A 23,671-nucleotide genomic window follows, 5' to 3' on the forward strand; every position below is an offset into this window, starting at 1 on the left:
GGGGCTAATCTTGCCGCCTGGCCAGGGCACCAGCGCGGTAGGTTCCCATATCGTGGCCGACGAGGAGTACACCGAGCAGGTTCTCTCCCTGGTGGAGCGGATTCCGCCCGGGCGTGTCATGTCGTACGGGGCGATCGCTGAATACCTCGGCCGGGGCGGGCCTCGCCAGGTCGGGGCGGCCATGTCCCACTATGGCGGGCCCGTCCCCTGGCATCGGGTGGTGGCCGCGAACGGGCGGTTGGTTCCTGGGCACGAGCAGGAGGCGCTCCGCCGGCATCGGCGGGAAGGTACTCCGCTGCGCGGCGAGAAGGTCGACATGCGCCACGCCGCGTGGTGGCCCGAGGAGAGCTAAGCCACGGCGCCGTGGGCGGTGACCGTGGTCAGGCCGCCGTCGACCGGGAGCGTTGCGCCGTGGATGTGGGAGGCCTGGTCCGAGGCCAGGAACACGGCCGCGGCGGCGATCTCGGCCGGTGAGGACAGGCGGCGGCTCGGGACCGTGGCGACGATGCGCTCCAGGTGGGGGCGGATCGACGTGGCCCACTCGACGTCCGTGGGGCCGGGGGCGATCGTGTTCACGCGGATGCCGTGCGGGCCGAATTCCGCTGCCCACGCCGCGGTCAGGGCGTGCAGGGCCGCCTTCGTCGCGCTGTACAGGGCGCTGCCCGGCATTCCCGTCAGCGCGTTGATGGAGCCGATGTTGACGATGGCGCCGCCGCCTCTGGCCTGCATCTTCGGGGCCAGGGCGGCGGTCAGCAGGTATGGGGCCTTGATGTTGGTGGCCAGGGCGGCGTCCACCACGTCCTCGGGGGTGTCTGCCGTGGGGCGGCCGCCCACCAGGTACGCGGCGTTGTTGACCAGGATGTCGACGTCGCCGGACCGGGCGGCGAACGCTTCGATTGCCTCGCGGCCGGCGGTCAGGTCGGCCTGGAGATAGGTGGCTTGGCCGCCGGCGGCGGTGATCTTGCGGACGACCTCCGCGCCCATGTCGGGGCGGCGGCCGGTGACGATGACCTTTGCGCCCTCGGTGGCGAACCGTTCGGCGATCGCGCGGCCGATGCCGCTGGTCGAGCCGGTGATGAGGGCGGTGCGGCCTTGAAGGAGGCTCATGCTGTACAACCTCTGCTGTTTGGACTGTTTGGTCCAGGCGAACGTAACACCTTCTGGACTGGAGGGTCCAACAGACTAGGATGTGGGGATGAGCACGGCATTGACGGCGAAGGGGGCGGCCACCCGGGACCGGATCGTGGCCGGTGCGGCGGTGCTGCTGCGCGAGCGGGGCGTGGACGAGGTTTCGCTCGACGACGTCCGCGCGGCGACCGCCACCAGCAAGAGCCAGCTCTTTCACTACTTTCCGGCGGGGCGCTCCGGGCTGCTGCTGGCCATCGCGCAGCATGAGGCTTCCGCGGTACTGCACGATCAGGAGCCCCACCTCAGTTCCCTCGGGTCGCCGGAGTCCTGGGCGGCCTGGCGGGAGGCGGTGATCGCGCGCTATGAGGCGCAGGGGACGCGGTGCCCGCTCGCGGCGCTGACGCGGCAACTTGCTCCGAGCAACCCCGAGGTTCGGCCGATCGTGTCCGGGCTGCTCACGACGTGGCAGACGAAGCTGATCGAGGGGGCGCGGCGGGCGAAGGCGGCGGATCCGGAGAAGACTGGGCTCGTGATCCTGGCCGCGGTGCAGGGCGGGGTCGGGATCCTGCTCGCCACGGGCGACTCGACGGCGCTGCGCGTGGCGCTGGACGCCGCCCTGGTCGAGGTGCTCAGCGCAGCGCGCGGATAGCCTGCAGCGTCGTGTGGACGTTGAACTGGTCGCCGTCGTCGCTGGTCCAGCCGCCGTCCCTGCGCTGGGTCTCGATGAGGCGCTTCCTCGCCGCGCCCAGCAGCCAGTCCTCCGTGGACATGCCGATGCGGCGCAGTGAGGAGTAGAGCCAGGCCGTGTCCGCGCCGCTCATGGTCGGGACGCGGTCGGCCAGGGCGACCTGGATCTGGGCCGACTCGTAGAACCAGCCCAGGTGGTACAGCACGGCGCACCCCAGCCAGCCGGTGACCAGGAACGACGGCCAGCTGCCGTCGGGGCGCAGCGAGGCGCGGAAGGCCTCTGCCGCGCGGGCGATGCGGGCCGCGTGCTCGTCCTCGTCGCCGGGGGCGGGGCCGCCGATGACCAGCCAGTACGCCGCGCTGCAGGTCAGGAAGAGCTTGGCCTCGTCGTCGCCGGGCTGGGCCCAGGGCGGGGCGATGCCGGCCAGCGACTCGTCCTCTTCCCACATGCCGTCCGGGCGCTGGCTGCGGCCGAGCCAGTTCAGGGCGCGGCGGGCCGCGGGGCGGGTGATCGCGCCGAGGTCGTCCAGCTCGGCCAGGCGGAAGCAGGTGGCGTCGATCGAGGCGACGTGCGCGCCGTGGTACGCCGGCCAGCCACCCGTGGACGCCTGGCCGATCTCCGCGCGGTCGAGGACGTCGGCCGACGGGGCCTGGCCGGTGCGCAGCCAGGCTGAGCGCGCCCGGTCCACGGCGTCGCCGTGGGCGATGACGTAGCCGATCGCGGCGTCAAGGTCGACCATGCGCCGCAGACTACCGCTCGCCCGGCCCGCCCACATGGGTCGAGCCGGGCGATGTCCGGTTGATCACTGGAAACGAAGTATGGCCATCAGTAGATCGGCAGCGACGGGTCGACCGTCTTGACCCACGAGACCACGCCGCCCTGGACGTGTACCGCGTCCTTGAACCCCGCGGCCTTCACGGCGGCGAGGGCCTCGGCGGAACGGACGCCGCTCTTGCAGTACAAGACGATCTGCTTGTCCTGAGGGAGGTCGGCGAGCGCGTTGCCGTTGAGGAACTCGCCCTTCGGCACGAGCCGCGCGCCGGGCACCCGGACGATCTCCCACTCGGCCGGCTCCCGCACGTCGATCAGCTCGATCGGCTTGCCCGAGTCCTGCCAGTCCTTGAGCTCGCTCGCGGTGATGGTCGAGCCCACCGTCGCGGCCTGGGCCTCGTCCGACACGGCGCCGCAGAAGTCGTCGTAGTCGATGAGGCCGGTGACGGTCGGGTTCTCGCCGCAGATCGCGCAGTTCGGGTCCTTGCGCAGCTTGATCTTGCGGTACTCCATCTCGAGGGCGTCGTACACCATCAGGCGCCCGAGCAGCGTCTCGCCGATGCCGGTCAGGAGCTTGATCGCCTCCGTCACCTGGATCGCGCCGATCGACGCGCACAGCACGCCGAGCACGCCGCCCTCGGCGCAGGACGGGACCATGCCGGGCGGGGGCGGCTCCGGGTAGAGGCAGCGGTAGCACGGGCCGTGCTCGGCCCAGAAGACCGACGCCTGGCCGTCGAAGCGGTAGATCGAGCCCCACACGTACGGCTTGCCCAGCAGCACCGCGGCGTCGTTGACCATGTACCGCGTCGCGAAGTTGTCGGTGCCGTCGATGATCAGGTCGTACTGCGCGAAGATCTCCATGACGTTGTCGTTGGAGAGCGCCTCGTTGTGCAGGATGACGTTGACGTACGGGTTGATCTCCAGCACCGAGTCCCGCGCCGACTCGGCCTTGGGCCGGCCGATGTCCGACTGGCCGTGGATGATCTGGCGCTGCAGGTTGGACTCGTCGACGGTGTCGAACTCGACGATGCCGAGGGTGCCGACGCCGGCGGCCGCGAGGTACATCAGGGCGGGCGAGCCGAGGCCGCCCGCGCCCACACAGAGCACCTTCGCGTTCTTGAGTCGTTTCTGCCCGGCCACCCCGACGTCGGGAATGATCAGATGGCGTGAGTAGCGGCGGACCTCGTCCACCGACAGGTCGGCGGCGGGCTCGACCAAGGGAGGCAGCGACATGGTTCTCATTCTGCCTCGCCAGGGCCCCGAACCCGAGTGAGCTACGGCACTTGGGGACCCGTGTACGGCTTCCCGTCCACGTAGGGCCAGCTGTTGGCGATGCAGCCCTTCAGCCCGTACGTCTGCTGCATCATGACGGGCGCGGGCTTGCCGGCGTCCGGGCAGGCCTCGTGGCCGTGCCCGAGCTCGTGGCCGGTCTCGTGGTTGATCACGTACGTCTGATAGTCCGCGACCGGCGCGCCGTAGTCCGGGATGGCGGTGTTCCAGCGGGCCAGGTTAATGATGACCTTGCCGGTGATGCGGCAGGAGCTGTACCCGTCCGTGTGCAGCCCGGCCGTGCCGCACATCGCCTCGGAGGTGACCGGCGTGGCCAGGAACACGGTGAAGTCGGCGGCGCCCTCGCCCTTGACCCGCTGCAGGCGCAGCTGGCCGCCCGCGGTCCAGCCGCGCGGGTCGGCGTAGGTCTTCTCGACGGCCGCGGCGAACGCGTCGGCCTGCAGCGAGGCGCCGTTCTCCACGGCGATCCGGTACTTCTTCAGCGCCCCGGCCCCGCCCGCCACGGGACCGTCGGTGGTCGCGTACGCGAACGTGCCGTCCCCCTTGGCCGCCCCCGCCTCGGGCGGCGGACTGGCCGGCTGCGAGGGCGGGGCGAGCATCGGCTGCTCGTGGCGCACGGCGGCGGTGGGTTTTTCTTCCTGCGGCCCGGCGAAGAACAGCTGGCGGGTCAGGCCGGCGGCGGCCAGGAGCCCGGCCCCGGCCATCAGCCCGGCGATGAGGTACCGGCGGCGCCGGGCCTCCATGCGGCGGCGGTGGCGGGCGGCCCGCACGACCTCGCGGGCGGCCGTCGGGTCGCTCGGCAGCGCGGCCGGCTCCCGCCGGCGGTCACTGATCAGCCGGCTCACCATCGACGCTCAGCTTGCCATGCGCACCCGGGCGACGCGCGAGCGGACGGGCTCCTGCACCTGTACCGCAACCTGCCTTGTGGCTTCTGCTTTTCGGGTGGCTTCCGCCGTGACCTCGTCCAGCAGGCCGAAGACGGCGCGGGCGACCGAGCGTGGAACTTCCATCTGCGCCACGTGGCCGACGCCCTCGAGCATCATCAGCCGGCTGTCCGGGATGAGCTGGGCGACCTGCGGCGCCGTGCGGATGTCCACCAGCTTGTCCTGCCGCCCGGCGATCACCAGCGTGGGCGCGGTGATCTTGGCGGCGGAGCGCCAGATGGAGCCCTCCCCCGGCAGGTACGCCCGCAGGAAGCTGCCGACCAGGCCGCGCAGGCTGCCGACGTACGCCTCGGCGTACCACGGCACCAGGTGGCGCAGGCGGGCCTCCTCGATCGCCTCCAGCCGGCGCTGCTCCGGGTAGCGGGTCGGGTCGGCGTAGCAGGAGTCGATGACCATGTCCGCCAGCACCTCGGGCGTCATCGACGACATGTGCCGCGCGGCGAGGCGGGCGGCATTCGGCAGGAGCAGCAGCGGTACGACCCGGCCCTGCAACGAGCGCCGCGGGTCCAGGAACGGCATCGCCGGGGAGATCAGGGTCAGCGAGCGGACCAGGTCGGGGCGCTTGGCCGCGGCCTTGACGATCGCGGCGCCGCCCATCGAGTTGCCGAACAGGTGGACCGGGCCGCGGTCGCTGTACTCGATCCAGCGGATCACGTGCGACGCCATCGCGTCGATGGTGTAGCTGCGCGCCCGGCCGCTGTAGCCGAATCCAGGCAGGTCGATGGCCTGCCCGTCCAGCGCGACCCCGTCCGCGCGGGCGGCCAGGATGCCGGCCAGGTCGGTCCAGTTGGTCGACGAGCCACCCAGGCCGTGCACGTAGACCGCGGGCTCCGCGGTGGGGGACGCGGAGGGGGTGTCCCGGACGTACGCGACCGATCCATCGAGCTCGACCTCTCGCCCCGGCCACCGCTTGGGCACGTCGTCGGGTGACGGGACGGTGAACTCTGGGACAAGAGTGGCGCGCTTCATGCCCCAAGTGTGCCCGGAGAATCCAAGCAATACACGATCTTGGGCGCAGTTGAGCAACGCTACGGGAGGAGGGCCTCCAGGCGGCGGTTGACGGCGGCGAGGGTCGCGCGCACGATCGCCTGGCGGGCGTCGCCGTCGGCGCCGACCACCGCGGAGCCGGTGAGCTGCTCGACGAAGCCGTCGTACATCAGCAGGAGCACCACCACCGCGACCTCGCAGCTGCCGAGCGAGACCTCGGCGGCGTGCTCGATGTAGCAGCGCGCGCGGACCGTGGCATCGGTGTCGATGAGCAGCTGGTCGACGGCGGAGGCGGCGGCCAGGGCGGCCAGCTTCAGCATGTACCCGTCGAAGTTCGGGCCGCCGGCCACGCCCACCGCGGGCTGGTTGTCGGCGGTCAGCCGGACCTCGACGGTCGCGTCGATACCCTGGGTGCTGACGTCCACCGATTCGATGACGACCCGCGGCGAGACGATCGCGCCCGGGTTGGGCATCAGGGCGGGCGCCTTCTTCTCCTGGGCGGCCGGCTTGACGCGCGCGCCGCTGCTCACCGGGCGGCGGCGACGGGCCTCGCGACCGTACCCCGGAAGCGCACTGTGCGGCGCGTTGCGGGCGACGGACAGGCCGGGCGACGGGGGCCGGGGCGTCATCACCGGCGCGTCCAGGCTCGCCTCGGGCGCGTACGGGGCGGGCGCCAGCGGCTCCGGCATGCCGTCGGGCAGCAGCGGGTTCTGCTCGGCCGAGAGGCCCATGGTGTCGTTGAGCATCCGGGCCACGAGGCGGCTGACCAGGCCCGCGTCGGCCTCGTCGGCCAGCTCCAGGCGCAGGGTGTGCAACCCGTCTGCGTTCTTGCGCAGCGTCGCGCGGTCCACGCCGCGGACCGTCTGCACGGCCCGCAGGACGCTCTGCACGTCGAAGCCGTCGGGGCGGCTGTCCGGGTCGCCCGGCACGCCGTCCTCGTCCTCGCGCAGGTAGTTCTTGATCCGGGCCAGCTCGGGGGCGCCGACCGCGGCGGCCTGGGGCTCGCCGGCGACCAGGGCCGGGACGTCGGGCTCGGCGGGCACGCGCTGGGGCAGCTCCGGCGGGTCGTACGCGGGCTGGCGCATGTCGTCGGCGAACGTCGGCATGATCGGCTCGGCGGTCGTCATCGCCGTGGCCGAGCCGAGCAGGAGGGGCGGCAACGGCCCGACGAGCGGGTCGTCCTCCGGGACGCGCTGGGCGGGCAGCTGCTGTGGCTGGACCGGGGCCGGTGGTGGTGGCGCCGGTACCGGCTCGGGCTGCTGGCTCGGCGCGGCCCAGTCGAACTCCGGCTGCGCGGGCTCGGGGGCCCAGTGCCGCTGCTCCTGCGGCTGATACTGCTCCTGCGGCTGATAGGGGGCGGCCTGATAGCCCCATTGATCGATCGGCTGCTCGTACGACTGCTCGTACTGCTGGCTGTAGGCCGACGGCTGGGCGGAGATCGGACGGTGCACCTCGCCCGTGTTCTCCAGCTCGCGGCCGCCGTACACCGTGCCGGGGGCCGGAACGCTTCTGGTCTCGCCGGTGGGGCTCGACGTGGGCCAGCCCTGCCCGTCCGGGCCGTAGTGGCCGTAGTGCAGCGTGGACGTGGGCGGCTGGACGGGCGGCTCGACCTGCGGCGGAGGTGAGGAGACGGGCGGGCTCACCGGGGCCAAAATGTCGGAATACGAGCTCCGCACCTCGGCGCGGCCGCGATTGGCGGGATTTACGCCGTTCGTCCCATTCGTGCCGTTCCCGTTGATGCCGTGGCCGTTCACTCCATGGAGGTTGAAGGCGCCGGTCACCTGGGCGCGCCCGGCGATCGCGCCGGAGGCGGGCTCGCGCCAGGCCGAGACGATCGCCTCCAGGGCGTCGTCCGTCGGCGTACCGCCATTGGCCTGCGGATCCGGGTATGCGGCACGACCGCGACCCAGGCCCGGGGTCGGGCCGAGGTTTGCACCAGGGTAGGCGCCACCCGATTCCGGGTTACCGGCTTGCCCCGTTTCGTCCACCGCACGCTCCTCCGTCGCCCCTAGGTGAGGCTACCGTGTGGGTGGAAAGGGGGTAAGTTGCAATCTCGACCCAAATCCGGATGGTGAACATGACCTCGGCGATGAGCGGCACGCAGGCGGCCGGTCGGCCCGTGCGACTGCCGCGGTCGGCGCGGCGAAAGCAACTGCTCGCCGCGGCTCAGCAGGTGTTCGTGGCCCAGGGATACCACGCCGCGGCGATGGACGATATCGCGGAGCGGGCGGGCGTCTCGAAGCCGGTCTTGTACCAACATTTCCCGGGCAAGTTGGAGTTGTACCTCGCCCTGCTCGACACGCACTGCGACGCGATGGTCTCCCGGGTCCGCTCGGCCATGGAGGCGACCACCGACAACAAGGACCGCGTGCGGGGCGCCATCCAGGCGTACTTCGACTTCATAGACCACGAGAGCGAAGCGTTCCGCCTGGTCTTCGAGTCCGACCTGCGCAACGACCCGGCCGTGCGCGAGCGCGTGGACCGCGTCGAGACCGGGTGCATCGCCGCCATCACCGACACGATCATGGCCGACACCGGGGTGAGCCGCGCCCGCGCCGAGCTCCTCGCGTCCGGCCTGGTCGGCGCGGCCGAGATCGCGGCCCGGTTCTGGCTGGCCGGCGGCCGCCAGGTGGACAAGGCCGAGGCGGAGACCCTGCTGACCACATTGTCGTGGCGCGGCATCGCGAGCTTCCCCCTGCACGGCGAACACGCCTGATCGCGTTAATCTTCAACCACACTGGGTGTGCGGGCCGATGATGGCCGCGCCCGATCAAGGAGGAAGACGTGGAGGTCAAGATCGGCGTGCAGTACGCGCCTCGGGAACTGGTGCTGGAGAGCACGCAGTCGCCGGCCGAGGTCGAGTCTGCGGTCACCGACGCGATCAATGGTGGCGATAAAGGTGTGCTGTCCCTGGTCGACGACAAGGGCCGCCGGGTGATCGTGCCGGTTGGCAAGATCGCCTACGTGGAGATCGCCGAAGCGTCGCCGCGGCCGGTTGGGTTCTCTGCGGCGCGCTGAACCTATTTTTTTGGAAGGGCTCCCAGAATTTTTTGGGAGCCCTTCTTGGTGCACGAAATGTCGGGCGCTTCGCTAGCCGCGACATTTCGGACTTATACCCTGACGGGGGATGCGCGCACTTTGCCTGCTTTGTCGGGTTTCTGGGGCAAGATCAGTTGTTCAGGCCGACGGCGCCCATGCGGGCTGTGTGGGCCGTGGTCAGGCGCCTGAGCAGGGCCGGGAAGTCCGTACCGCGGGCCGCGAGCAGCATCGCGATCGACGGGCGCTCGGCCGCCACCCGCATCGACTGCGAGATCGCCTCCCCGACCAGCCGGCGGGCCCACATCGAGAGGCGGTTGCGCACCTTCGGGTCGATGGCGATCGCCGCCCGCAGCTCGTCGGCGGCGAAGTCGGCGTGCCGGGAGTCGTGCAGGACGTCGAGAATGAGGTCCCGGTCGGCGGTCGCGAGCACGACGGCGACCTCCCGGGTGAAGTCGTCCGCGATGCCGTCGCCGACGTACGCCTTGGCGAGCCCCTCGAGCCAGTCGTTGGGCTCGGTCTGCTCGTGGTACGCCGAAACGGCCTGCACATAGGGGGCCATCGCCGCCTCGGGGTCCGCGCCGAGCTCCGCCAGGCGGTCGGACAGGCGGCCGTAGTTGGCGATCTCACGGGCCGCCATCTCGCTGAGCACCGCACGTCGGCGCAGGTCGGGAGCGAGCCGGGCGTCGGCGGCCATGCGGTCGAAGGCGACGAGTTCGCCGTACGCGAGCATGCCCAGAAGGTCGGTGACCGCCTCCACCGCCGCCTCGCCGGTCGCTGCGGCCATGGACGGATCGTCTTCGGACCGGACGGCCGGGGTGACATCGGACACGTCGGCACAGTACCCCGCCGGAGACCTTGACGGGCGGCACGCAGTGTTGTGAGCGGATCCGCCTTTGTGTCGGTACAATGGATCGGATAGCCCTGGGCGGACCCTAGCCCTGGCAAACCGGCGCTTGTAGCCCGTGACCACAGTCAAACGGTCGCGTGTGGCCCGCGCCCCACACAGATCGAGCGCACCCAGCACTTCAGGGGCGCTCCCGCGAGAGAGACACCCCGAGCACAACATGACCATCGACAACACTGAGGCCGCCGAGACGGTGGCCCCCCGTGCGCCTGTGCGCACCGACAGTCCCTCCTTCGCCGACCTGGGCGCGCGGCCCGAGACCGTGGCCGCGCTCGAGGCGGTCGGCATCACACGCGCCTTCGCGATCCAGGAGTACGCGGTTCCCATCGCACTGCGGGGCACCGACCTGATCGGACAGGCGCCGACCGGCACCGGCAAGACCCTCGGGTTCGGCGTACCGCTGCTGGACCGCGTCACGGCCCCCGGCGAGGGCGCCGACGGGCTGCCCCAGGCGCTCGTCGTCGTGCCGACCCGCGAGCTGGGCCTCCAGGTCGCGCGGGACATCGCGGCGGCCGGAAAGACCAGAAACGTCCGAGTGCTTCCCTTGTACGGCGGTGTCGCGTACGAACCGCAGATCGAGGCGCTGCGCAACGGCGTGGAGATCGTGGTCGGCACGCCCGGCCGCCTGCTGGACCTGGCCAAGGGCAAGCACCTGCGCCTGCACGCCGTGCGCGCGCTGGTGCTCGACGAGGCCGACCGGATGCTCGACCTGGGCTTCCTCGACGACGTCGAGCGAATCCTGACCCTGCTGCCGGAGGAGCGTCAGACGATGCTCTTCTCGGCCACCATGCCCGACCCGATCGTCACGCTCGCGCGTAGGTTCCTGCGCCACCCGATGACGATCCACGCGCACCACGACGCCAACACCGGCCCCTCGCCGTTGACCAAGCAGTTCGTGTACCGCACGCACCCCCTCAACAAGATCGAGATCGTGGCCCGCGTCCTGCAGGCCACCGACCGCGGTCTCACGATGATCTTCTGCCGCACCAAGCGCGCCGCCGACCGGGTCGCCGAGGACCTCGACTTCCGCGGCTTCGCGGCCGCCGCCGTCCACGGCGACCTGGGCCAGGGCGCCCGCGAGCGGGCCCTCCGCGCCTTCCGCGCCGGCAAGATCGACGTCCTCGTCGCCACGGACGTGGCCGCCCGCGGCCTCGACGTCTCCGGCGTCACGCACGTCATCAACTACGACTGCCCGGAAGACCCGGACACGTACACCCACCGCATCGGCCGCACCGGCCGCGCCGGCGCCACCGGCGTCGCGGTGACGTTCGTGGACTGGGAGGACATGCCCCGCTGGCGGATCATCGACAAGAGCCTCGGGATGGAACTTCCGGAGCCGCCGGAGACGTACCACACCTCGGCGCACCTCCTCAGCGACATCGGCATCCCCGAGGGCACCACGGGCTCCCTCCCGACGGCTGACCGCAAGCGGGCCGGCCTGTCGGCGGAGAAGCTCGAGGACATTGAGGGCAAGCCCCGAGGCCGCGCCGCCCGCACCCGCGGCCGGGGCCGGTCCTCGTCCAGCGCCGTGTCTTCCTCCCCCGCCTCCTCCTCGGACACCGCGGAGTCGACGGAACCGCGCCGCCAGCGCCGCCGTCGCCGCCGCGGCGAGGTGGACGCGACCGAGCACGCCGAGTCGTCGGTGGCCACGGCCACCACCACCGGCTCCGCTACTGCGGGCACCGCTACCGCGCTCTTCTCCTCCGCCGGATCGGACGACGCGGCTTCGTTCGCGCCCGAGACGGCCGGCGACGAGGGCGGCGCGGGCCGGACTCGTCGGCGCCGCCGCCGTGGCGGCCGCGGGCGCGGTGGAGCGGGCGAGGCTGGGGAGAGCTCGGAGGGCTCGGCGGAGTAACCAGCACCGACATCGAGGGGCGGGCCTTTCAGGGGCCCGCCCTTTCGCATGTCCAGGGCCGGGTGGGGCCCGCCGCCCGCGGGGTGCGACTGCGACGCCCGCGCTGTGTCGGCCGAGGTTGCCGAGGCCGAGGTTGCCGATTAGGCAGCCGTCGTTAGGTCGCGTGGCGAAGTTCGGCCGGTCCGCGTCCGACCGCGGGCGATGGTGAACCCTCCGCACGCGTGGGCCAGTCTTGTGCGGCGTCTCCCGCGAGGGTGAGCCCCTCCGGATCTGCGGCGGACCTTTCTGGACGCGTGGCGAGCCCTTCATACGCGGGGCCGCTCGCACGCAGGGCCGCCTGCGGCACCTGTCCCGCGCGGTCCCCCCTCGGCGCGCGAGCTTTGACGCGCGCTCGCCTCGCGCTCGGCTGAGCCCGGCGCCGGACAGCTGTCTCCCGTCCACCCGACCGGCGGACCACCCCGACCGAGGCCGACGGGCTGGCGGCCGACCACCCGACCGACCGACCACCCGACCGACCGACCACCCGACCGACCGACCGACCGGCGGACCGACCGACCGGCGGACCGACCGACCGGCGGACCGGCGGGACCGGCGAACCGGCGGGACCGGCGGATCACCCGACCGAGGCCGACCGGCTGGCGGCGCACTGCCCGACCTAGACCGGCAGACTGGCCGCGCTCAACCCGACCGAGGCCGACCGGCTGGCGGCGCACTCCCCGACCGACGTGCTGGCGGGCCGCGCGAGGCCCTACTGCACGTCGAGCGTGAACTCGGCGCGGTGGACTGCGCCCGACTTCTGGAACTCGAAGTACATGCGGTAGCGGCCCGGGCTCGGAGCGGACAGCCAGAACTTCACCGCGCCGCCCACGAGCTGGTCCTCGGGGTGGACGTGCAGGTAGCCGAGGTCGCCGTCGCGGATGACGACCAGGTGGCCGTACGCCGCCAGGTAGCGCTCCAGATCGGTGACCGGGGAACCGTTCTGGAAGACGCGGAAGCTGATCGGCGCCGTGGCGTTGACCCTCGGAGTGCCCTCGTAGGTGACCGTGAATCCGTCAACCGCGACGCTACGCCCAGGGTCCGACATTTTCTGGGGCGTGTAGTCGCCGGCCACCGTGGCGTCGATCGACAGGGCCAGGGGCACCTGTTGGCCGGCCGGGTCGAGGGTCACGAAGTCGGAGTACAGGCGCCAGATTCCGGGGCTGCCCAACGTGAGCGGGATCGACCAGGTGCCGTCCGGGGCCATCTCCGGGTGCAGGTGCTGGAAGCCGGAGAGATCGTGTCGTACCACGATGAAGTGCATGAGCTTGTCGTGGTTCGGGACGAACTTCGTGACGGGCTTTCCGTCCGCGCCGAGGATGCGGAACGCGAACGTGCGCTGGACGTTGGCGGTGAAGGTGGGGGGCTCAGACGGTACCAACGTGAAACCGCCGGCGCTCAAGGAGAAGCCGCCCAGGTCGCCGATGACGGCACCGCCGTGCGAGTGGGACGGGATCGTGTTCGGGTCGGCCGTCGCCGCCGGGGTCGACTGCGGCGCCGTTGCGCGGGCTATGCCGAAGCCCAGCAGCAGGGCCGCGACCAATCCGGCCGCCACGAACGGTCCCTTGAACGCCATGCGATCCACCCTACCGAGGGAGTTTAAATAACTTTTGTCCAAATTGCGGGGTTAGTGACACGTGGGGTTTTGTCGCAAGAACTTGCGCAGCGCCGCAACTCTGGCCGTCACCGGACTCATTCTCCTGGTGGCGCCCGGGACCGGGCACGCGGATCCGACCGTGGACCGGCAACGGCAGCTCGCCAACGCCTGGCAGGAGCTCGAGAGCGTCATCGAACGGTACAACGCCGTGCGGGACGACCTGCGAGCCACCGACACGCGCCTTCAGCAGGTGAACTCGCAGCTCGGACCGCTGCAGACGGAGGTCGACGCCGCCCAGCGGGAGACCGATGCGCAGGCCGCCGCGCTCTACCGTAGCGGCGCCATCGGCTCGACGGCGGTGCTGATCACGGCGCAGTCGCCCGAGGCGTGGATGGATCAGCTGGCCATGCTGGACCAGATCTCGCGCCGGCGCGCTGGGGCACTGAAGTCACTCAAGTCCGCACAGGACCGGCTGAACACGCAGAAGGCCGAGCTCTCAACGCTGCAGCAGCAACAGCGCACGCAGAGCGCGGAGCTGGGCCAGCGCAAGGCCACGATCGAGGCCCAGCTGCGCCGGCTCGGAGGCGCGCGGGGCGCGCGGGCACCGTCGGGCGCGCTGCACGACGGGTTCGTGCCGCTGTTCACCGACGATGCCGCCGGTCGGGCGGTCAAGTTCGCGTTTTCACAGCTCGGCAAGGTGTACCAGTGGGGCGCCGACGGTCCGAACAGCTTCGACTGCTCGGGGCTGACCATGGCGGCGTGGAAGACCGCCGGAGTGGTGCTGCCGCACAACGCCGCCCGGCAGAAACAGACGGTCAAGCCGATCACGCGCGCCGAGCTGCAACCCGGTGACCTGGTCTTCTATTACAAGGACGTCAGCCATGTGGGGATCTACATCGGCTCGGGCCGCGTGATCGAAGCACCCCGGGCCGGAGAGCGTATCTCTATGCGACTGATCGACTACGCTCCGGTGGCCGGATTCGGCCGTCCGGTGTGATCGTTTCGGTTTTTGTCAGACCCCTCGTCTAGCGTCGTTGGCGTGCGACAGGAAGCGACAGAGGTACTCAAGAAGCTCGCCGGCCCCGCCGCTGAGCTGCGTGAAGATCAGTGGACGGCCATCGAGGCACTGGTGGCCCAGCACCGCCGCGTGCTCTGCGTGCAGCGCACCGGATGGGGCAAATCGGCCGTCTACTTCGTGGCCACCGCCCTGCTGCGAGCCCGCGGCGCCGGGCCGACCGTGATCGTGTCTCCGCTGCTCGCGCTCATGCGCAACCAGACCGACGCGGCGGCCCGGGCGGGGATCGTCGCCCGGACCATCAACTCCGCCAACCTGGAGGAGTGGGACGGGATCAGGGACGAGATCGCCGACGGCGCGGTCGACGTCCTGCTGGTCAGCCCGGAAAGGCTCAACAACCCAGCGTTCCGCGATGATGTACTGCCCAAGCTCGCCGCCACCACCGGCCTGCTCGTGGTCGACGAGGCACATTGCGTGTCCGACTGGGGCCACGACTTCCGGCCCGACTACCGCCGCCTGCGCACGCTGCTGCTCGACCTGGCGCCCGGCACGCCGGTCCTCGCGACCACGGCCACGGCCAACGCCCGGGTGACCGCGGACGTCGCCGAGCAGCTGGGCGACGCACTGGTACTGCGGGGATCCCTCGACCGCGAGTCCCTGCGCATGGGATCGCTGAGCCTGCCGTCTCCCGCGCACCGGCTGGCCTGGCTCGGCGAGCACCTGCGGGACCTGCCCGGCTCCGGGATCATCTACACGCTGACGGTGGCCGGCGCGCACGAGACGGCGGCGTTCTTGCGGGCGCAGGGGTACGACGTCGCGGCGTACACGGGGAAGAGCGAAGGCGCCGAACGGCTGGACGCCGAGGCGGACCTGCTCGGGAACCGCATCAAGGCACTCGTCGCGACCTCGGCGCTCGGCATGGGCTTCGACAAGCCCGACCTGGGGTTCGTGGTGCACCTCGGCGCGCCGTCGTCGCCGATCGCCTATTACCAGCAGGTGGGGCGGGCCGGCCGGGCGGTGGAGAAGGCCGACGTGCTGCTGCTGCCGGGCAAGGAGGACGGCGAGATCTGGCGGTACTTCGCCTCGCTCGCCTTCCCGCCCGAGCACCAGGTCCGCCAGGTGCTCGACGTGCTCGCCGACGCCGGCCGCCCGCTCTCGCTGCCGATGCTGGAGCCGCGGGTCGAGCTGCGCCGCGGCCGCCTCGAGCTGATGCTCAAGGTGCTCGACGTCGACGGCGCCGTGCACCGGACGCGCAGCGGCTGGGAGTCGACGGGCGAGCCGTGGAAGCACGACACCGAGCGGTACGCCCGCATCGCCGCGGCGCGCGAGGCGGAGCAGAAGGCGATGCGGCAGTACGCGGCGCTGACCACCTGCCGCCTGGAGTTCCTGCGCCGCCAGCTGGACGACCCGCAGGCCGCCCCGTGCGGACGGTGCGACACGTGCGCGGGCGCCTGGTACGCCACGGAGGTCTCCCCCGCCGCCCTCGACGCCGCCCGCGCCCACCTCGGCCGCGCCGGCGTCGAAATCGCCCCGCGCAAGCAGTGGCCGACCGCCCTGCCGGCCGTGGGCGTGCCGCTGAGCGGCAAGATCCCGCCCGCCGAGCAGTCCGAACCGGGCCGCGCGATCGGCCGCCTGAGCGACCTGGGCTGGGGCGACCGCCTGCGCGCCGTGCTCAGCGGGCCGGACGCCCCGGTCACCGACGAGGTCTTCAAGGGCGTGGTGGCCACCCTGGCCGAGTGGGCCAAGGGCGACGCCCGCTGGGAGGAGCGCCCGGCCGGCGTCGTGGTGCTGGGCTCGCAGCACGCCCCGACGCTGGTCGCCTCGCTGGGCGCGCGGATCGCCGAGGTGGGGCGGCTGCCGCTGCTCGGCACGATTCCGCCGGCCTGGTCCACGGAGTCCGCCTCGCGGACGAACAGCGCCCAGCGGGTGCGCGCCCTGTACGGCGGCTTCGAGGTGCCACCGGCCCTGGCCGACGCGGTGGTCTCCTTGGACGGCCCGGTCCTGCTGGTCGACGACATGGTCGACAGCGGCTGGACGATGGCCCTGGCGGCGCGGGCCCTACGCCAGGCCGGGGCGAAGGGGGTGCTGCCGTTCGCGTTGGCAGTGACCGCCTGACGCACGAGCCGCGCGACGACGACCGGGGGGCCGGGGCCGGGGGGAGGAGTGGAGGTTCGCGAGGAGAGGCAGGGGCCGCGCGGGGCAGGGGCCGCGCGGGGCAGGGGCCGCGCGGGGCAGGGGCCGCGCGGGGCAGGGGCCGCGCGGGGCAGGGGCCGCGCGGGGCAGGGGCCGCGCGGGGCAGGGGCCGCGCGGGGCAGGGGCCGCGCGGGGCAGGGGCACGCGAGGAGTTGCGGTCGCGTGGAGCAGGGGCCGCGGGGAGCGAGGGCAGGGGCGACGCCAGAGAGGGGCCGTGCGGGGCAAGAGCCGGGAGGAAGGGGTCGCCCGAAGGACTGGAAGCCGCGCGGAGCAGGGGCCGCGCGGGGCAAGCGCAGGGAGCGAAGCCGGCAGAGGGCCGCGCGGTGGTGGTAGGTGAGAGGGGGTTCTAGTCGACCAGGCGGAGGGCGACCGTCGGGGCGTCCAGGAGTACTGAGGCCGGTTCGGAGCCGACGACGGTCTGCAGGCGGTTGTCGCCCAGAACCAGTTCGACGCCGGTGTAGAGCTCCAAAGAGTCCCAGGCTTGGAGTTGGTAGGACTTGCGGTAGATGCGTTCGGTCTCCTCCTTGATGTCCGGGGAGGAGCGCTTCCAGATCAGGGTGCCGTTTTCGCTCGTGTCGGTGGCCTGTAGGCGGCCGGCTACCACTTCGAGTTTGACGTGTTCCTTGGCGATCCAGGCCGCCGCGGCCTCGTGGAGCCAGGCGGCTACCGAGATGTCGTCCGGGTCCGCCGGGTCCTTGCCTACCACCACCGGGTGGTTGGCGCTCACGACGAATCTGCGTCTGGCCAGGTCGTCCACCACTACCGCGACTGCGAAAGCCGCGGGGCGGGGGCCGATGTCCTTGACCGCTTCGCCGTGGCGGGGGCAGGCGGGTACGCCGGCTCGCATGCGCGGGACGGGCTGGCCGATCCGGCGGTGTTCGCCGAAGGCGGGGCATTCCTGTTCCTTGCAGCGCCATTCCCTGGCCATGAGGGACGCGCCTACGCCGCTGGGGTCGGCTCTGGTGAAGCGGCGGCGTACCACTCGGGTTCGGCCGAAGCGTTGGGAGCCTCTCGCGGTGAAGGACTGGAGGCCGTCCGGGCGGCCGCCTCTCGACTCTGGGGCATCCGAAGACGCTGGCACCGTTGGCGAGGCCACCGTGTCCGGAGATGACGTTTCCGGAGAAGCCGTGTTCGAAGAGGCCGTCTCGCCAGCAGAAGGCGAATCAGCAGAAGGCGAATCAGGAGAAGGAGAGTCGGGCTGCTCGGCGGAAGACGCCTCCGGAGCAGCATCGGCCGCAGAAGGTTCCGCGGCAGGGTCGTCGGAGGAAGCAGCAGAGGAAGCAGCTGAGGCAGCGGCAGAGGCAGCGGGAGCGGCAGAGGCAGCGGGAGACGAAGAGGGAGAGGCGTCCGACGGAGAAGAGGCGTTCTCGGGGGTCGGGGGCTCCGGCTCGGCCATCTCCTTCTCCGTGGCCGGGTCGTTCGGGTCCGGCGGGACGATCGGCAGGGTGGCCTTGCCGACCACCACCAGGCGTTCCTTGCCGTCCTTCGGCGGCGTCGGCTCGCCGCCCGGCGTCAGGACCGCGCCGCCCGCCCTCGGCGTCAGGCGCAGAATGCGCTCGGGGCTGTCCGCGATCCACGGGAAGCGGGCCGCCTGTTGCGGCAGGTCGCGTACGGCGATCAGGGGCAGGCCCGTGAAGTCGGCGATCTCCGCCGGGCGGTCGGCGACCACCGGGGTGACCTCGATCAGGCCGTCGTCGGCCCAGCGACCCAGGACCATGCGTTCCTTCGAGGTCAGGGCGGCTTCCGACAGGACCTCGCGGCCCGCTACCGGGTACAGCATGGCGCCGGCGTCGATCAGGTAGCGGCTCAGGGCGTCGACCACCATGCCCAGGCGCAGGAGGTTGATCGGGCGGCCGCCGTCCAGGGCCTGGAAGCGGGCTACCTCGGCCAGGTCCACTACGGCCTGGGCCAACGTTACGTCCGTGGTCAGCCGCTGCTCGATGGTGTCCATGACCCGGCTGATCTCGAACCGCACGGCGCCTCCTACCTGTCGACCCCATCACCCTACGGCGGGGCGGCCCGCGGACATACGGGACGCCACCAGGATCAGACTTGTGTACCAGGCAGGAAGGTTGCACGCCAGAACCTACAAAACGACGTTCGACTTACGAAACGGTCAATCGTCGTCTTCTTTGCCCTTTTTCTCGGGGCCGCGGCCTGGACCTGGGCCCTTGCCCGGGGCCTTCACGACCGGCGGTTTGGCCGCGGGCGGAGCGGTTTTCTGCGCGGTGGGAGCCTGCGTCACGACCGTGACCGCCGCCGGGGCCAGCAGGACCGAGCGGCACGCGGCGCCGTTCAGGGTGAAGTCGGCCGGCAGGGTCGAGGCGTCCCGGTACGCGCCGGCCACCGCGAAGTGCGCGCCGGCGGCGAGATCGGCGGCAAAATCAGGGCCGCCCAGCAGTACCGTCGTGCCGTCCTGGTGCCAGGTGGCGCCGTCGATCGCGCCGATTGCCTGGCCGTCGGGGACGCGGAAGGTCAGCGACCAGCCGCCCGAAGCGCCGCCGGCCGCCTTGAGGTCGAGATCCGCGTTGAAGGCGCCCGCGTTCTCGCTGCGCACCGAATATTCCACGGTGCAGTCGACCGGGGACGGGGCGGGAGCCGAGCCGGACATCCACGCGGGTTTCTTCGCCTGCGCGTCCGCCGCGGCGCTGCCCGAGGAGGACATGGCGAACACGCCGACCACGGCCACCGCCGCCACGCCGACCGCCGCCACCTTCCCGCGCGCGTCGCGGGACCGAAGCACGCGCGCGTTGCGAGACAGCAGCGCACGGACGTTGGGCGACAGGACCACGCGCCGGGTGGAAGCAAAGACCGCCGACGGCAAAGCCGAAAACGAGGACAAAGACGAAGAGGACGAAGCCGGCGAAGACGAAGACGAAAAAAGTGAGAACGACGAAGAAGGCGAGAACGACGAAGAACGCGACGAAGCCGTGGACAAGAGGTGCGCCATCTCCGCGGCCGAAGGGCGGTTCTCCGGGGCCTTGGCCAGGCAGCGCGCGATGGCCGCGGCCACGTCGCGCGAAACCCGGCCCGCCGGCAGCGGCTCCGGGCGGGTCCTGCGGTGCGCCTCGATCACGCCGGTCGTCGTGGTGCCGTCGGGCCAGGGGAAACGGCCGGCGAGGGCGCGGTACAAGAGGAGGCCGAGGGCGTAGATGTCGGTCGCCGCGGTGGTGGGCAGGCCCCGGATGCGCTCCGGGGCCAGGTAGGCCGGCGTGCCCATGATCTGGCCGGTCTTGTCGCTGTGGTCGCCGGCGACCGCCGAGATGCCGAAGTCGACGAGCTTGGCCCCGCCGTCGGTGAGCATCACGTTGGCCGGTTTGACGTCGCGGTGGACCAGGCCGCGGGCGTGCACGGCGGCGAGGGCGCCGGCCAGCTCGGCGCCCGCGCGCAGGATCGCCTCCGGGGACAGCGGGCCCGCGTCGTCCAGGGAGCGGCCGGTGACCAGCTCCATCACGACGTACGGGGCGCCGTCGGAGCGGTGGCCGAAGTCGTACACCTGCGCGATGTGCGGATGGCTCAGCAGCGCGGCCGCTCGGGCCTCGGCCTGGATGCGGCGGCGGGACTCCGGGTCGTCGAGCAGCTTCGGGGCCAGCAGCTTGACGGCGACCGGACGCTCGAGGATCTCGTCGAACGCGCGCCACACGACGGACATGCCGCCCGTGCCGAGGGGCTCGATCAGCCGATACCGGTCCACGCCATCGTGTTGCCCAGATTCATGTCCGTCACACGCACTTCCTCGGCATGCCGGGCTCCGTGGGCCGTGAGCAGGGCGAGGACGGGTTCGATCTTCTCGTACAGCAGCAGCACGACGTCCCCCGGCCGGGCCATCGACAGCGCGGCCGGGACCGCCTCGTCGACCGAGCGGACCTGGACGCAGGCGGTCTCCGGGGCGACCTTGACCAGCTCGTCGTGGACGATGCCGGGCACCTCGCCGGGCGAGCGGCCGCGGCGGTCGGCGTCCTCGTAGAGCACCACCCGGCCGAACCGCGCCCCGACCACCGCCGCCGACTCGCGCAGCAGGTCGTCGCGGCGGTCGCCCGGGAGCGTGATCACGGCGACCGCGCGCTCGTACCCCCAGACCCGCTCGACCAGGTCGCTCACCGCGGCGATGGCGTCGGGGTTGTGCGCGTAGTCGACCAGCACGTCGACGTCGCCGCAGCGCAGCAGCATGCCGCGGCCCGGGTTGTCGGCCGGGTCGGCGCCGAAGCCGCGCAGGCGCTCGGCGACCCGGGCGGTGGTCACGCCGAGGACCCGGGCCGCGGCCGTGGCGGCGAGCGCGTTGGCCACCAGGTGCCGGGCCGCGCCGCCGAAGCCGCCGCCGAGCTCGTGGGCGGCCAGCAGCGGGACCCAGCGGCGGCCGGCCAGTTCGACCAGCCAGCCGTCGGCGAGCAGGTACGCGCGGCCGCCCGTGTCCCAGTGCCGCCGGACGAGCGGGTTGCGCGGGTCGAGCGAGCACCAGATGATCTCGCGGCCGGGGAAGTCCAGCTCGCGGCTGCGCGGGTCGTCGGCGTTGAGCACGACCGCGCCGCCCTCCCGCACCCGCTCGGCCACGACGGACTTGACGTGCACGAGCTCCTCGACGCTCTCGACGCCGTCCTGGCCGAGGTGGTCGGAGGAGAGGTTGGTGATGACGCCGACGTCGCTCCAGTCGTACCCGAGGCCCTGGCGCAGCAGCCCGCCGCGCGCGGTTTCGAGGACGGCGGCGTCGACCGTCGGGTCGCCCAGCACCACCTGGGCCGAGCGCGGGCCGGTGGCGTCGGCGCGCTGGATGAGCCGGCCGCCGACCTCCACGCCGTCGGTGGTGGTCGTGCCGACCCGCAGCCCGGCCCCGGACAGCAGGTGCGCGGTCAGCCGGGCCACCGTGGTCTTGCCGTTGGTGCCGGTGATGGCCACGATCGGGATCCGCGAGGGGGTGCCGGCCGGGTACAGCGCGTCCACGATCGCCGCGCCGACGTCGTGCTGCTCCAGGTGCATGCGCAGCCCGGGCGCGGCGTTGACCTCGATCACCCCGCCGCCGCGCAGCGGGAGCTCCTCGGCGATGTCGGGCAGGCGCAGGTCGATCCCGGCGATGTCCAGCCCGACCAGGCCGGCGACCCGGCGGCACAGGTCGGCGACCGAGGGGTGCACGGTCTTGGTCACGTCCACGCTGGTGCCGCCGGTGGACAGGTTCGCGTTGTCGCGCAGCCACACCGTCCGCCCCGCCTCGGGCACGTCCGCGACCGCGAGCCCCTGGCGGCCGAGCAGCGACCGGGCCACCTCGTCGACGGCGAGCCGGGTCAGCGCCCTCGCGTGCCCGTCGCCGCGCCGGGGGTCCTCGTTCGCGCGCTCGATCAAACCGGCGACGTCGGTACGCCCATCGCCGATCACATGCGCCGCCACCCGCTCGGCCGCGGCGACGATCTCGCCGCCGACCATCAGCACCCGGTAGTCGCGCCCCTCGACCTGCCGCTCGACCACGGCATCGCCCCCGTCCGCGGACGCCGCGGCGAACGCGGTGCGCACGGCGTCCGGCGAGTCCAGCCCGAGGTACACGTGCTGCCCCTGCCGCCCCCCGCGCGGCTTGACCACGACCGGCGCGCCGAGCTCCGCGTAGAGCGCGAGCGCCTCCTCCGCCGTGGCGGCCGGGCCCCCGGCGGCGACCGGGATGCCGGCCTCGCCGAGCAGGCAGCGGGTGAGCTCCTTGTCCCCGGCGATGTCGACCCCGATGGCCGAGGTCTGGTCGGTGAGCGCGGCCCAGACCAGGCGGCGGTGCCGGCCGTACCCCAGCCGCAGCAGGCTCAGGTCGCCCACGCGCTCGACCGGGATGCCGCGCGCCCGGGCCGCCTCGGCGATCGCCTGGGTCGACGGGCCGGGTCTCTCCTGCTCGTACCGGCGCTGCAGCTCGGCCAGGTCCGGCGGCGGGGGCATCTCGTCACGCACGAGCGCGTGGACGATGCTTATCGCCTTTTCCAGTAATTTTTCCGACATGTCGGAGTCGAGCGGCTCGTCCAGCGGGCACTCCATGATGACGTCGAACGCCGCCGGGTCCTCGGTGCCCACGGTGCGGCCGAAGCTGACCTCGCGCCCGATGATGTTGGAGAGCTCGATCGCGATGTGCTCCGCGGTGTGGCCGAAGTAGGTGCCGCCGTGCAGCCGGGTGACGAACCCGCCGGGCGCCCCGAACGCGCAGTGGTGCTCGGCCAGCCCCGGCAGCAGGGCCAGCACGCGCTCCGGCAGCCCCGGGAAGTCGCAGGTCTCGCGGCCGGTGAGCTCGTCGAGCAGCACCCGGGTCACCTGGACCGGGCGGGCGACGTACCGGTTGGGCCCCCGCAAGCGGCGGCTGCTTTCAATACGCATTGTCCTCTTCCGCTTTCCTCATCGGAGCTCGCTCGGTCAGGTTGAACCGGTGTCCGGCCGGCAGGACGTGCAGTTGGGCGCCCCACAGGGCGATCGGCCCGCCCGCCTCGCCGGCGAACCCGGCCGACGGGCAGTGGATGTCCTGGGCCTGGCCGGCGTCGATCACGGTGACCGTGCCGCGGCCGAGCACCTCGAACACGTCGCCCTCGACGAGGATGGCGGTGTTCTCGTCGATGCCCAGGCCGAGCTCGTGGGGGAACATCGCGATGGCGCTGAGCAGCCGGTTGAGCCGCCCGCGCTCGGCGAAGTGCATGTCGATGAGCACGCCGGGCAGGAACTCCATGCCGGGGCCGGTCCGCACGCTGGTCGTGCTCACCGAGGCGATGCTGCCGCCGAGGATCATGGTGCTGGACATCATCGCGGCGCCCGCGCTGGTGCCGGCCAGGATCATGCCCTCGCCCAGCCGCGCGTGCAGCGCCGTGTCGACCTTGGAGCCGCCGACGACGGTGGTGATCCGGAGCTGGTCGCCGCCGGTGAAGAAGACGCCCGTGGCCCGCTCGATCGCGGCCACGGCGACGTCGCCGTTGGCGTCCTCGCGCGACTCGAGCCGCAGCGCGGTGACGCGCCGGGCCCCGAGGCGGTGAAAGACCTCGGCGTACTCCTGTTCCCGCAACCCCGGGCTCTGGCTCGCCGTGGCGATCACGACGAGGTGCGCGTCGCTCCCGCCCGCGAGCAGCACGAAGCGCTCGAGGATCTCGTCATCGCCGGCGTCGTGACTCTCCGCGCCCCCGATGACGAGCAGTTTTCCCGCCATCCCACCTCCACACCCAATAGTGCAAACCGGGACCGCCCGGCGCCCCGCGTTTGCCCGGATCGGGTTTCGAATTT

At 72.2% G+C, this 23,671-nt stretch carries 19 protein-coding genes; 7 read left to right on the top strand and 12 right to left on the bottom strand.

The genetic code is table 11. The features are described 5' to 3' along the window. Positions 1–52 precede the first annotated feature (52 nt). Complete coding sequence (locus ACQPZ4_RS48235; RefSeq protein ID WP_433052572.1) at positions 53–352, top strand: MGMT family protein; 300 nt, start codon at positions 53–55, stop codon at positions 350–352. Here the strand turns inward: ACQPZ4_RS48235 and ACQPZ4_RS48240 are convergent. Next, the gene (locus tag ACQPZ4_RS48240) at positions 349–1,107 is read right to left on the bottom strand and encodes an SDR family NAD(P)-dependent oxidoreductase (protein WP_433052575.1); all 759 of its coding nucleotides are present in this window, start codon (positions 1,105–1,107) and stop codon (positions 349–351) included. The two genes, ACQPZ4_RS48235 and ACQPZ4_RS48240, sit on opposite strands and share 4 nt — an antisense overlap. Positions 1,108–1,195: 88 nt before the next feature. On the opposite strand from ACQPZ4_RS48240, the gene ACQPZ4_RS48245 reads away from it, so the two are divergent. Beyond that, complete coding sequence (locus tag ACQPZ4_RS48245; protein WP_433052578.1) at positions 1,196–1,777, top strand: TetR/AcrR family transcriptional regulator; 582 nt, start codon at positions 1,196–1,198, stop codon at positions 1,775–1,777. Here ACQPZ4_RS48245 and ACQPZ4_RS48250 read toward each other — a convergent pair. From ACQPZ4_RS48250 to ACQPZ4_RS48270, 5 genes are all read right to left on the bottom strand, one after another. Next, a complete protein-coding gene (locus ACQPZ4_RS48250; protein WP_433052581.1) occupies positions 1,758–2,555 on the bottom strand; it encodes a prenyltransferase/squalene oxidase repeat-containing protein in 798 nt (265 codons plus the stop codon). The genes ACQPZ4_RS48245 and ACQPZ4_RS48250 overlap by 20 nt on opposite strands. A gap of 86 nt (positions 2,556–2,641) precedes the next feature. After that, on the bottom strand, positions 2,642–3,820 hold the full coding sequence (moeZ, locus tag ACQPZ4_RS48255) for an adenylyltransferase/sulfurtransferase MoeZ (protein WP_433052584.1): 1,179 nt from the start codon (positions 3,818–3,820) through the stop codon (positions 2,642–2,644). Between the two features lie 41 nt (positions 3,821–3,861). After that, positions 3,862–4,725, bottom strand: a complete 864-nt coding sequence (locus tag ACQPZ4_RS48260; RefSeq protein ID WP_433052587.1) for a DUF3152 domain-containing protein — start codon at positions 4,723–4,725, stop codon at positions 3,862–3,864. Between the two features lie 6 nt (positions 4,726–4,731). Beyond that, entirely contained in the window at positions 4,732–5,790 is a 1,059-nt protein-coding gene (locus ACQPZ4_RS48265; RefSeq protein WP_433052590.1) for an alpha/beta fold hydrolase, read from the bottom strand. A 59-nt stretch (positions 5,791–5,849) separates the two neighbouring features. Continuing rightward, the gene (locus tag ACQPZ4_RS48270; RefSeq protein WP_433052593.1) at positions 5,850–7,451 is read right to left on the bottom strand and encodes a hypothetical protein; all 1,602 of its coding nucleotides are present in this window, start codon (positions 7,449–7,451) and stop codon (positions 5,850–5,852) included. Between the two features lie 434 nt (positions 7,452–7,885). On the opposite strand from ACQPZ4_RS48270, the gene ACQPZ4_RS48275 reads away from it, so the two are divergent. Both ACQPZ4_RS48275 and ACQPZ4_RS48280 read left to right on the top strand, forming a co-directional pair. Next, the gene (locus tag ACQPZ4_RS48275) at positions 7,886–8,524 is read left to right on the top strand and encodes a TetR/AcrR family transcriptional regulator (RefSeq protein ID WP_433052596.1); all 639 of its coding nucleotides are present in this window, start codon (positions 7,886–7,888) and stop codon (positions 8,522–8,524) included. A 68-nt stretch (positions 8,525–8,592) separates the two neighbouring features. Continuing rightward, on the top strand, positions 8,593–8,826 hold the full coding sequence (locus tag ACQPZ4_RS48280; RefSeq protein WP_433052599.1) for a DUF3107 domain-containing protein: 234 nt from the start codon (positions 8,593–8,595) through the stop codon (positions 8,824–8,826). Positions 8,827–8,977: 151 nt separating this feature from the next. Here ACQPZ4_RS48280 and ACQPZ4_RS48285 read toward each other — a convergent pair whose 3' ends face one another. Then, positions 8,978–9,631, bottom strand: a complete 654-nt coding sequence (locus ACQPZ4_RS48285) for a ferritin-like fold-containing protein (protein ID WP_433052602.1) — start codon at positions 9,629–9,631, stop codon at positions 8,978–8,980. A gap of 280 nt (positions 9,632–9,911) precedes the next feature. Between ACQPZ4_RS48285 and ACQPZ4_RS48290 the strand changes: the two genes are divergently transcribed. Next, positions 9,912–11,606, top strand: a complete 1,695-nt coding sequence (locus ACQPZ4_RS48290) for a DEAD/DEAH box helicase (protein ID WP_433052605.1) — start codon at positions 9,912–9,914, stop codon at positions 11,604–11,606. Positions 11,607–12,354: 748 nt separating this feature from the next. Here ACQPZ4_RS48290 and ACQPZ4_RS48295 read toward each other — a convergent pair. Beyond that, positions 12,355–13,218, bottom strand: a complete 864-nt coding sequence (locus ACQPZ4_RS48295) for a hypothetical protein (RefSeq protein ID WP_433052608.1) — start codon at positions 13,216–13,218, stop codon at positions 12,355–12,357. A gap of 160 nt (positions 13,219–13,378) precedes the next feature. Between ACQPZ4_RS48295 and ACQPZ4_RS48300 the strand changes: the two genes are divergently transcribed. Both ACQPZ4_RS48300 and ACQPZ4_RS48305 read left to right on the top strand, forming a co-directional pair. Beyond that, on the top strand, positions 13,379–14,236 hold the full coding sequence (locus ACQPZ4_RS48300; protein WP_433052611.1) for an NlpC/P60 family protein: 858 nt from the start codon (positions 13,379–13,381) through the stop codon (positions 14,234–14,236). Between the two features lie 42 nt (positions 14,237–14,278). Continuing rightward, positions 14,279–16,369, top strand: a complete 2,091-nt coding sequence (locus tag ACQPZ4_RS48305) for a RecQ family ATP-dependent DNA helicase (protein ID WP_433052614.1) — start codon at positions 14,279–14,281, stop codon at positions 16,367–16,369. Positions 16,370–16,793: 424 nt separating this feature from the next. Here the strand turns inward: ACQPZ4_RS48305 and ACQPZ4_RS48310 are convergent, their stop codons facing one another. The 4 genes from ACQPZ4_RS48310 to ACQPZ4_RS48325 form a co-directional block, all read right to left on the bottom strand. Beyond that, positions 16,794–18,422 (bottom strand): hypothetical protein, encoded by a 1,629-nt coding sequence (locus tag ACQPZ4_RS48310; RefSeq protein WP_433052617.1) that lies wholly within the window; start codon positions 18,420–18,422, stop codon positions 16,794–16,796. 141 nt (positions 18,423–18,563) lie between these two features. After that, positions 18,564–20,141, bottom strand: coding sequence for a serine/threonine-protein kinase (locus ACQPZ4_RS48315; RefSeq protein ID WP_433052620.1), 1,578 nt, complete (start codon positions 20,139–20,141; stop codon positions 18,564–18,566). Further along, entirely contained in the window at positions 20,123–22,783 is a 2,661-nt protein-coding gene (cphA, locus tag ACQPZ4_RS48320; RefSeq protein WP_433052623.1) for a cyanophycin synthetase, read from the bottom strand. The genes ACQPZ4_RS48315 and cphA overlap by 19 nt, the downstream gene beginning before the upstream one ends. Further along, entirely contained in the window at positions 22,773–23,597 is an 825-nt protein-coding gene (locus tag ACQPZ4_RS48325; protein WP_433052626.1) for a cyanophycinase, read from the bottom strand. The genes cphA and ACQPZ4_RS48325 overlap by 11 nt, the downstream gene beginning before the upstream one ends. Positions 23,598–23,671 lie beyond the last annotated feature (74 nt).

Source organism: Dactylosporangium sp. CS-033363, from assembly GCF_050942475.1.
In the GTDB taxonomy this organism is placed as follows: Bacteria; Actinomycetota; Actinomycetes; order Mycobacteriales; family Micromonosporaceae; genus Dactylosporangium.

Excerpts from the sequence above, each read along its gene's own strand:
- ACQPZ4_RS48260 (WP_433052587.1), bottom strand. The coding sequence starts at position 4,725 with ATGGTGAGCCGGCTGATCAGTGACCGCCGGCGGGAGCCGGCCGCGCTG.
- ACQPZ4_RS48325 (WP_433052626.1), bottom strand. The coding sequence starts at position 23,597 with ATGGCGGGAAAACTGCTCGTCATCGGGGGCGCGGAGAGTCACGACGCC.
- ACQPZ4_RS48240 (WP_433052575.1), bottom strand. The coding sequence starts at position 1,107 with ATGAGCCTCCTTCAAGGCCGCACCGCCCTCATCACCGGCTCGACCAGC.
- ACQPZ4_RS48295 (WP_433052608.1), bottom strand. The coding sequence starts at position 13,218 with ATGGCGTTCAAGGGACCGTTCGTGGCGGCCGGATTGGTCGCGGCCCTG.
- ACQPZ4_RS48290 (WP_433052605.1), top strand. The coding sequence starts at position 9,912 with ATGACCATCGACAACACTGAGGCCGCCGAGACGGTGGCCCCCCGTGCG.
- ACQPZ4_RS48275 (WP_433052596.1), top strand. The coding sequence starts at position 7,886 with ATGACCTCGGCGATGAGCGGCACGCAGGCGGCCGGTCGGCCCGTGCGA.
- ACQPZ4_RS48265 (WP_433052590.1), bottom strand. The coding sequence starts at position 5,790 with ATGAAGCGCGCCACTCTTGTCCCAGAGTTCACCGTCCCGTCACCCGAC.
- ACQPZ4_RS48285 (WP_433052602.1), bottom strand. The coding sequence starts at position 9,631 with ATGGCCGCAGCGACCGGCGAGGCGGCGGTGGAGGCGGTCACCGACCTT.
- moeZ (WP_433052584.1), bottom strand. The coding sequence starts at position 3,820 with ATGTCGCTGCCTCCCTTGGTCGAGCCCGCCGCCGACCTGTCGGTGGAC.
- ACQPZ4_RS48245 (WP_433052578.1), top strand. The coding sequence starts at position 1,196 with ATGAGCACGGCATTGACGGCGAAGGGGGCGGCCACCCGGGACCGGATC.
- cphA (WP_433052623.1), bottom strand. The coding sequence starts at position 22,783 with ATGCGTATTGAAAGCAGCCGCCGCTTGCGGGGGCCCAACCGGTACGTC.
- ACQPZ4_RS48250 (WP_433052581.1), bottom strand. The coding sequence starts at position 2,555 with ATGGTCGACCTTGACGCCGCGATCGGCTACGTCATCGCCCACGGCGAC.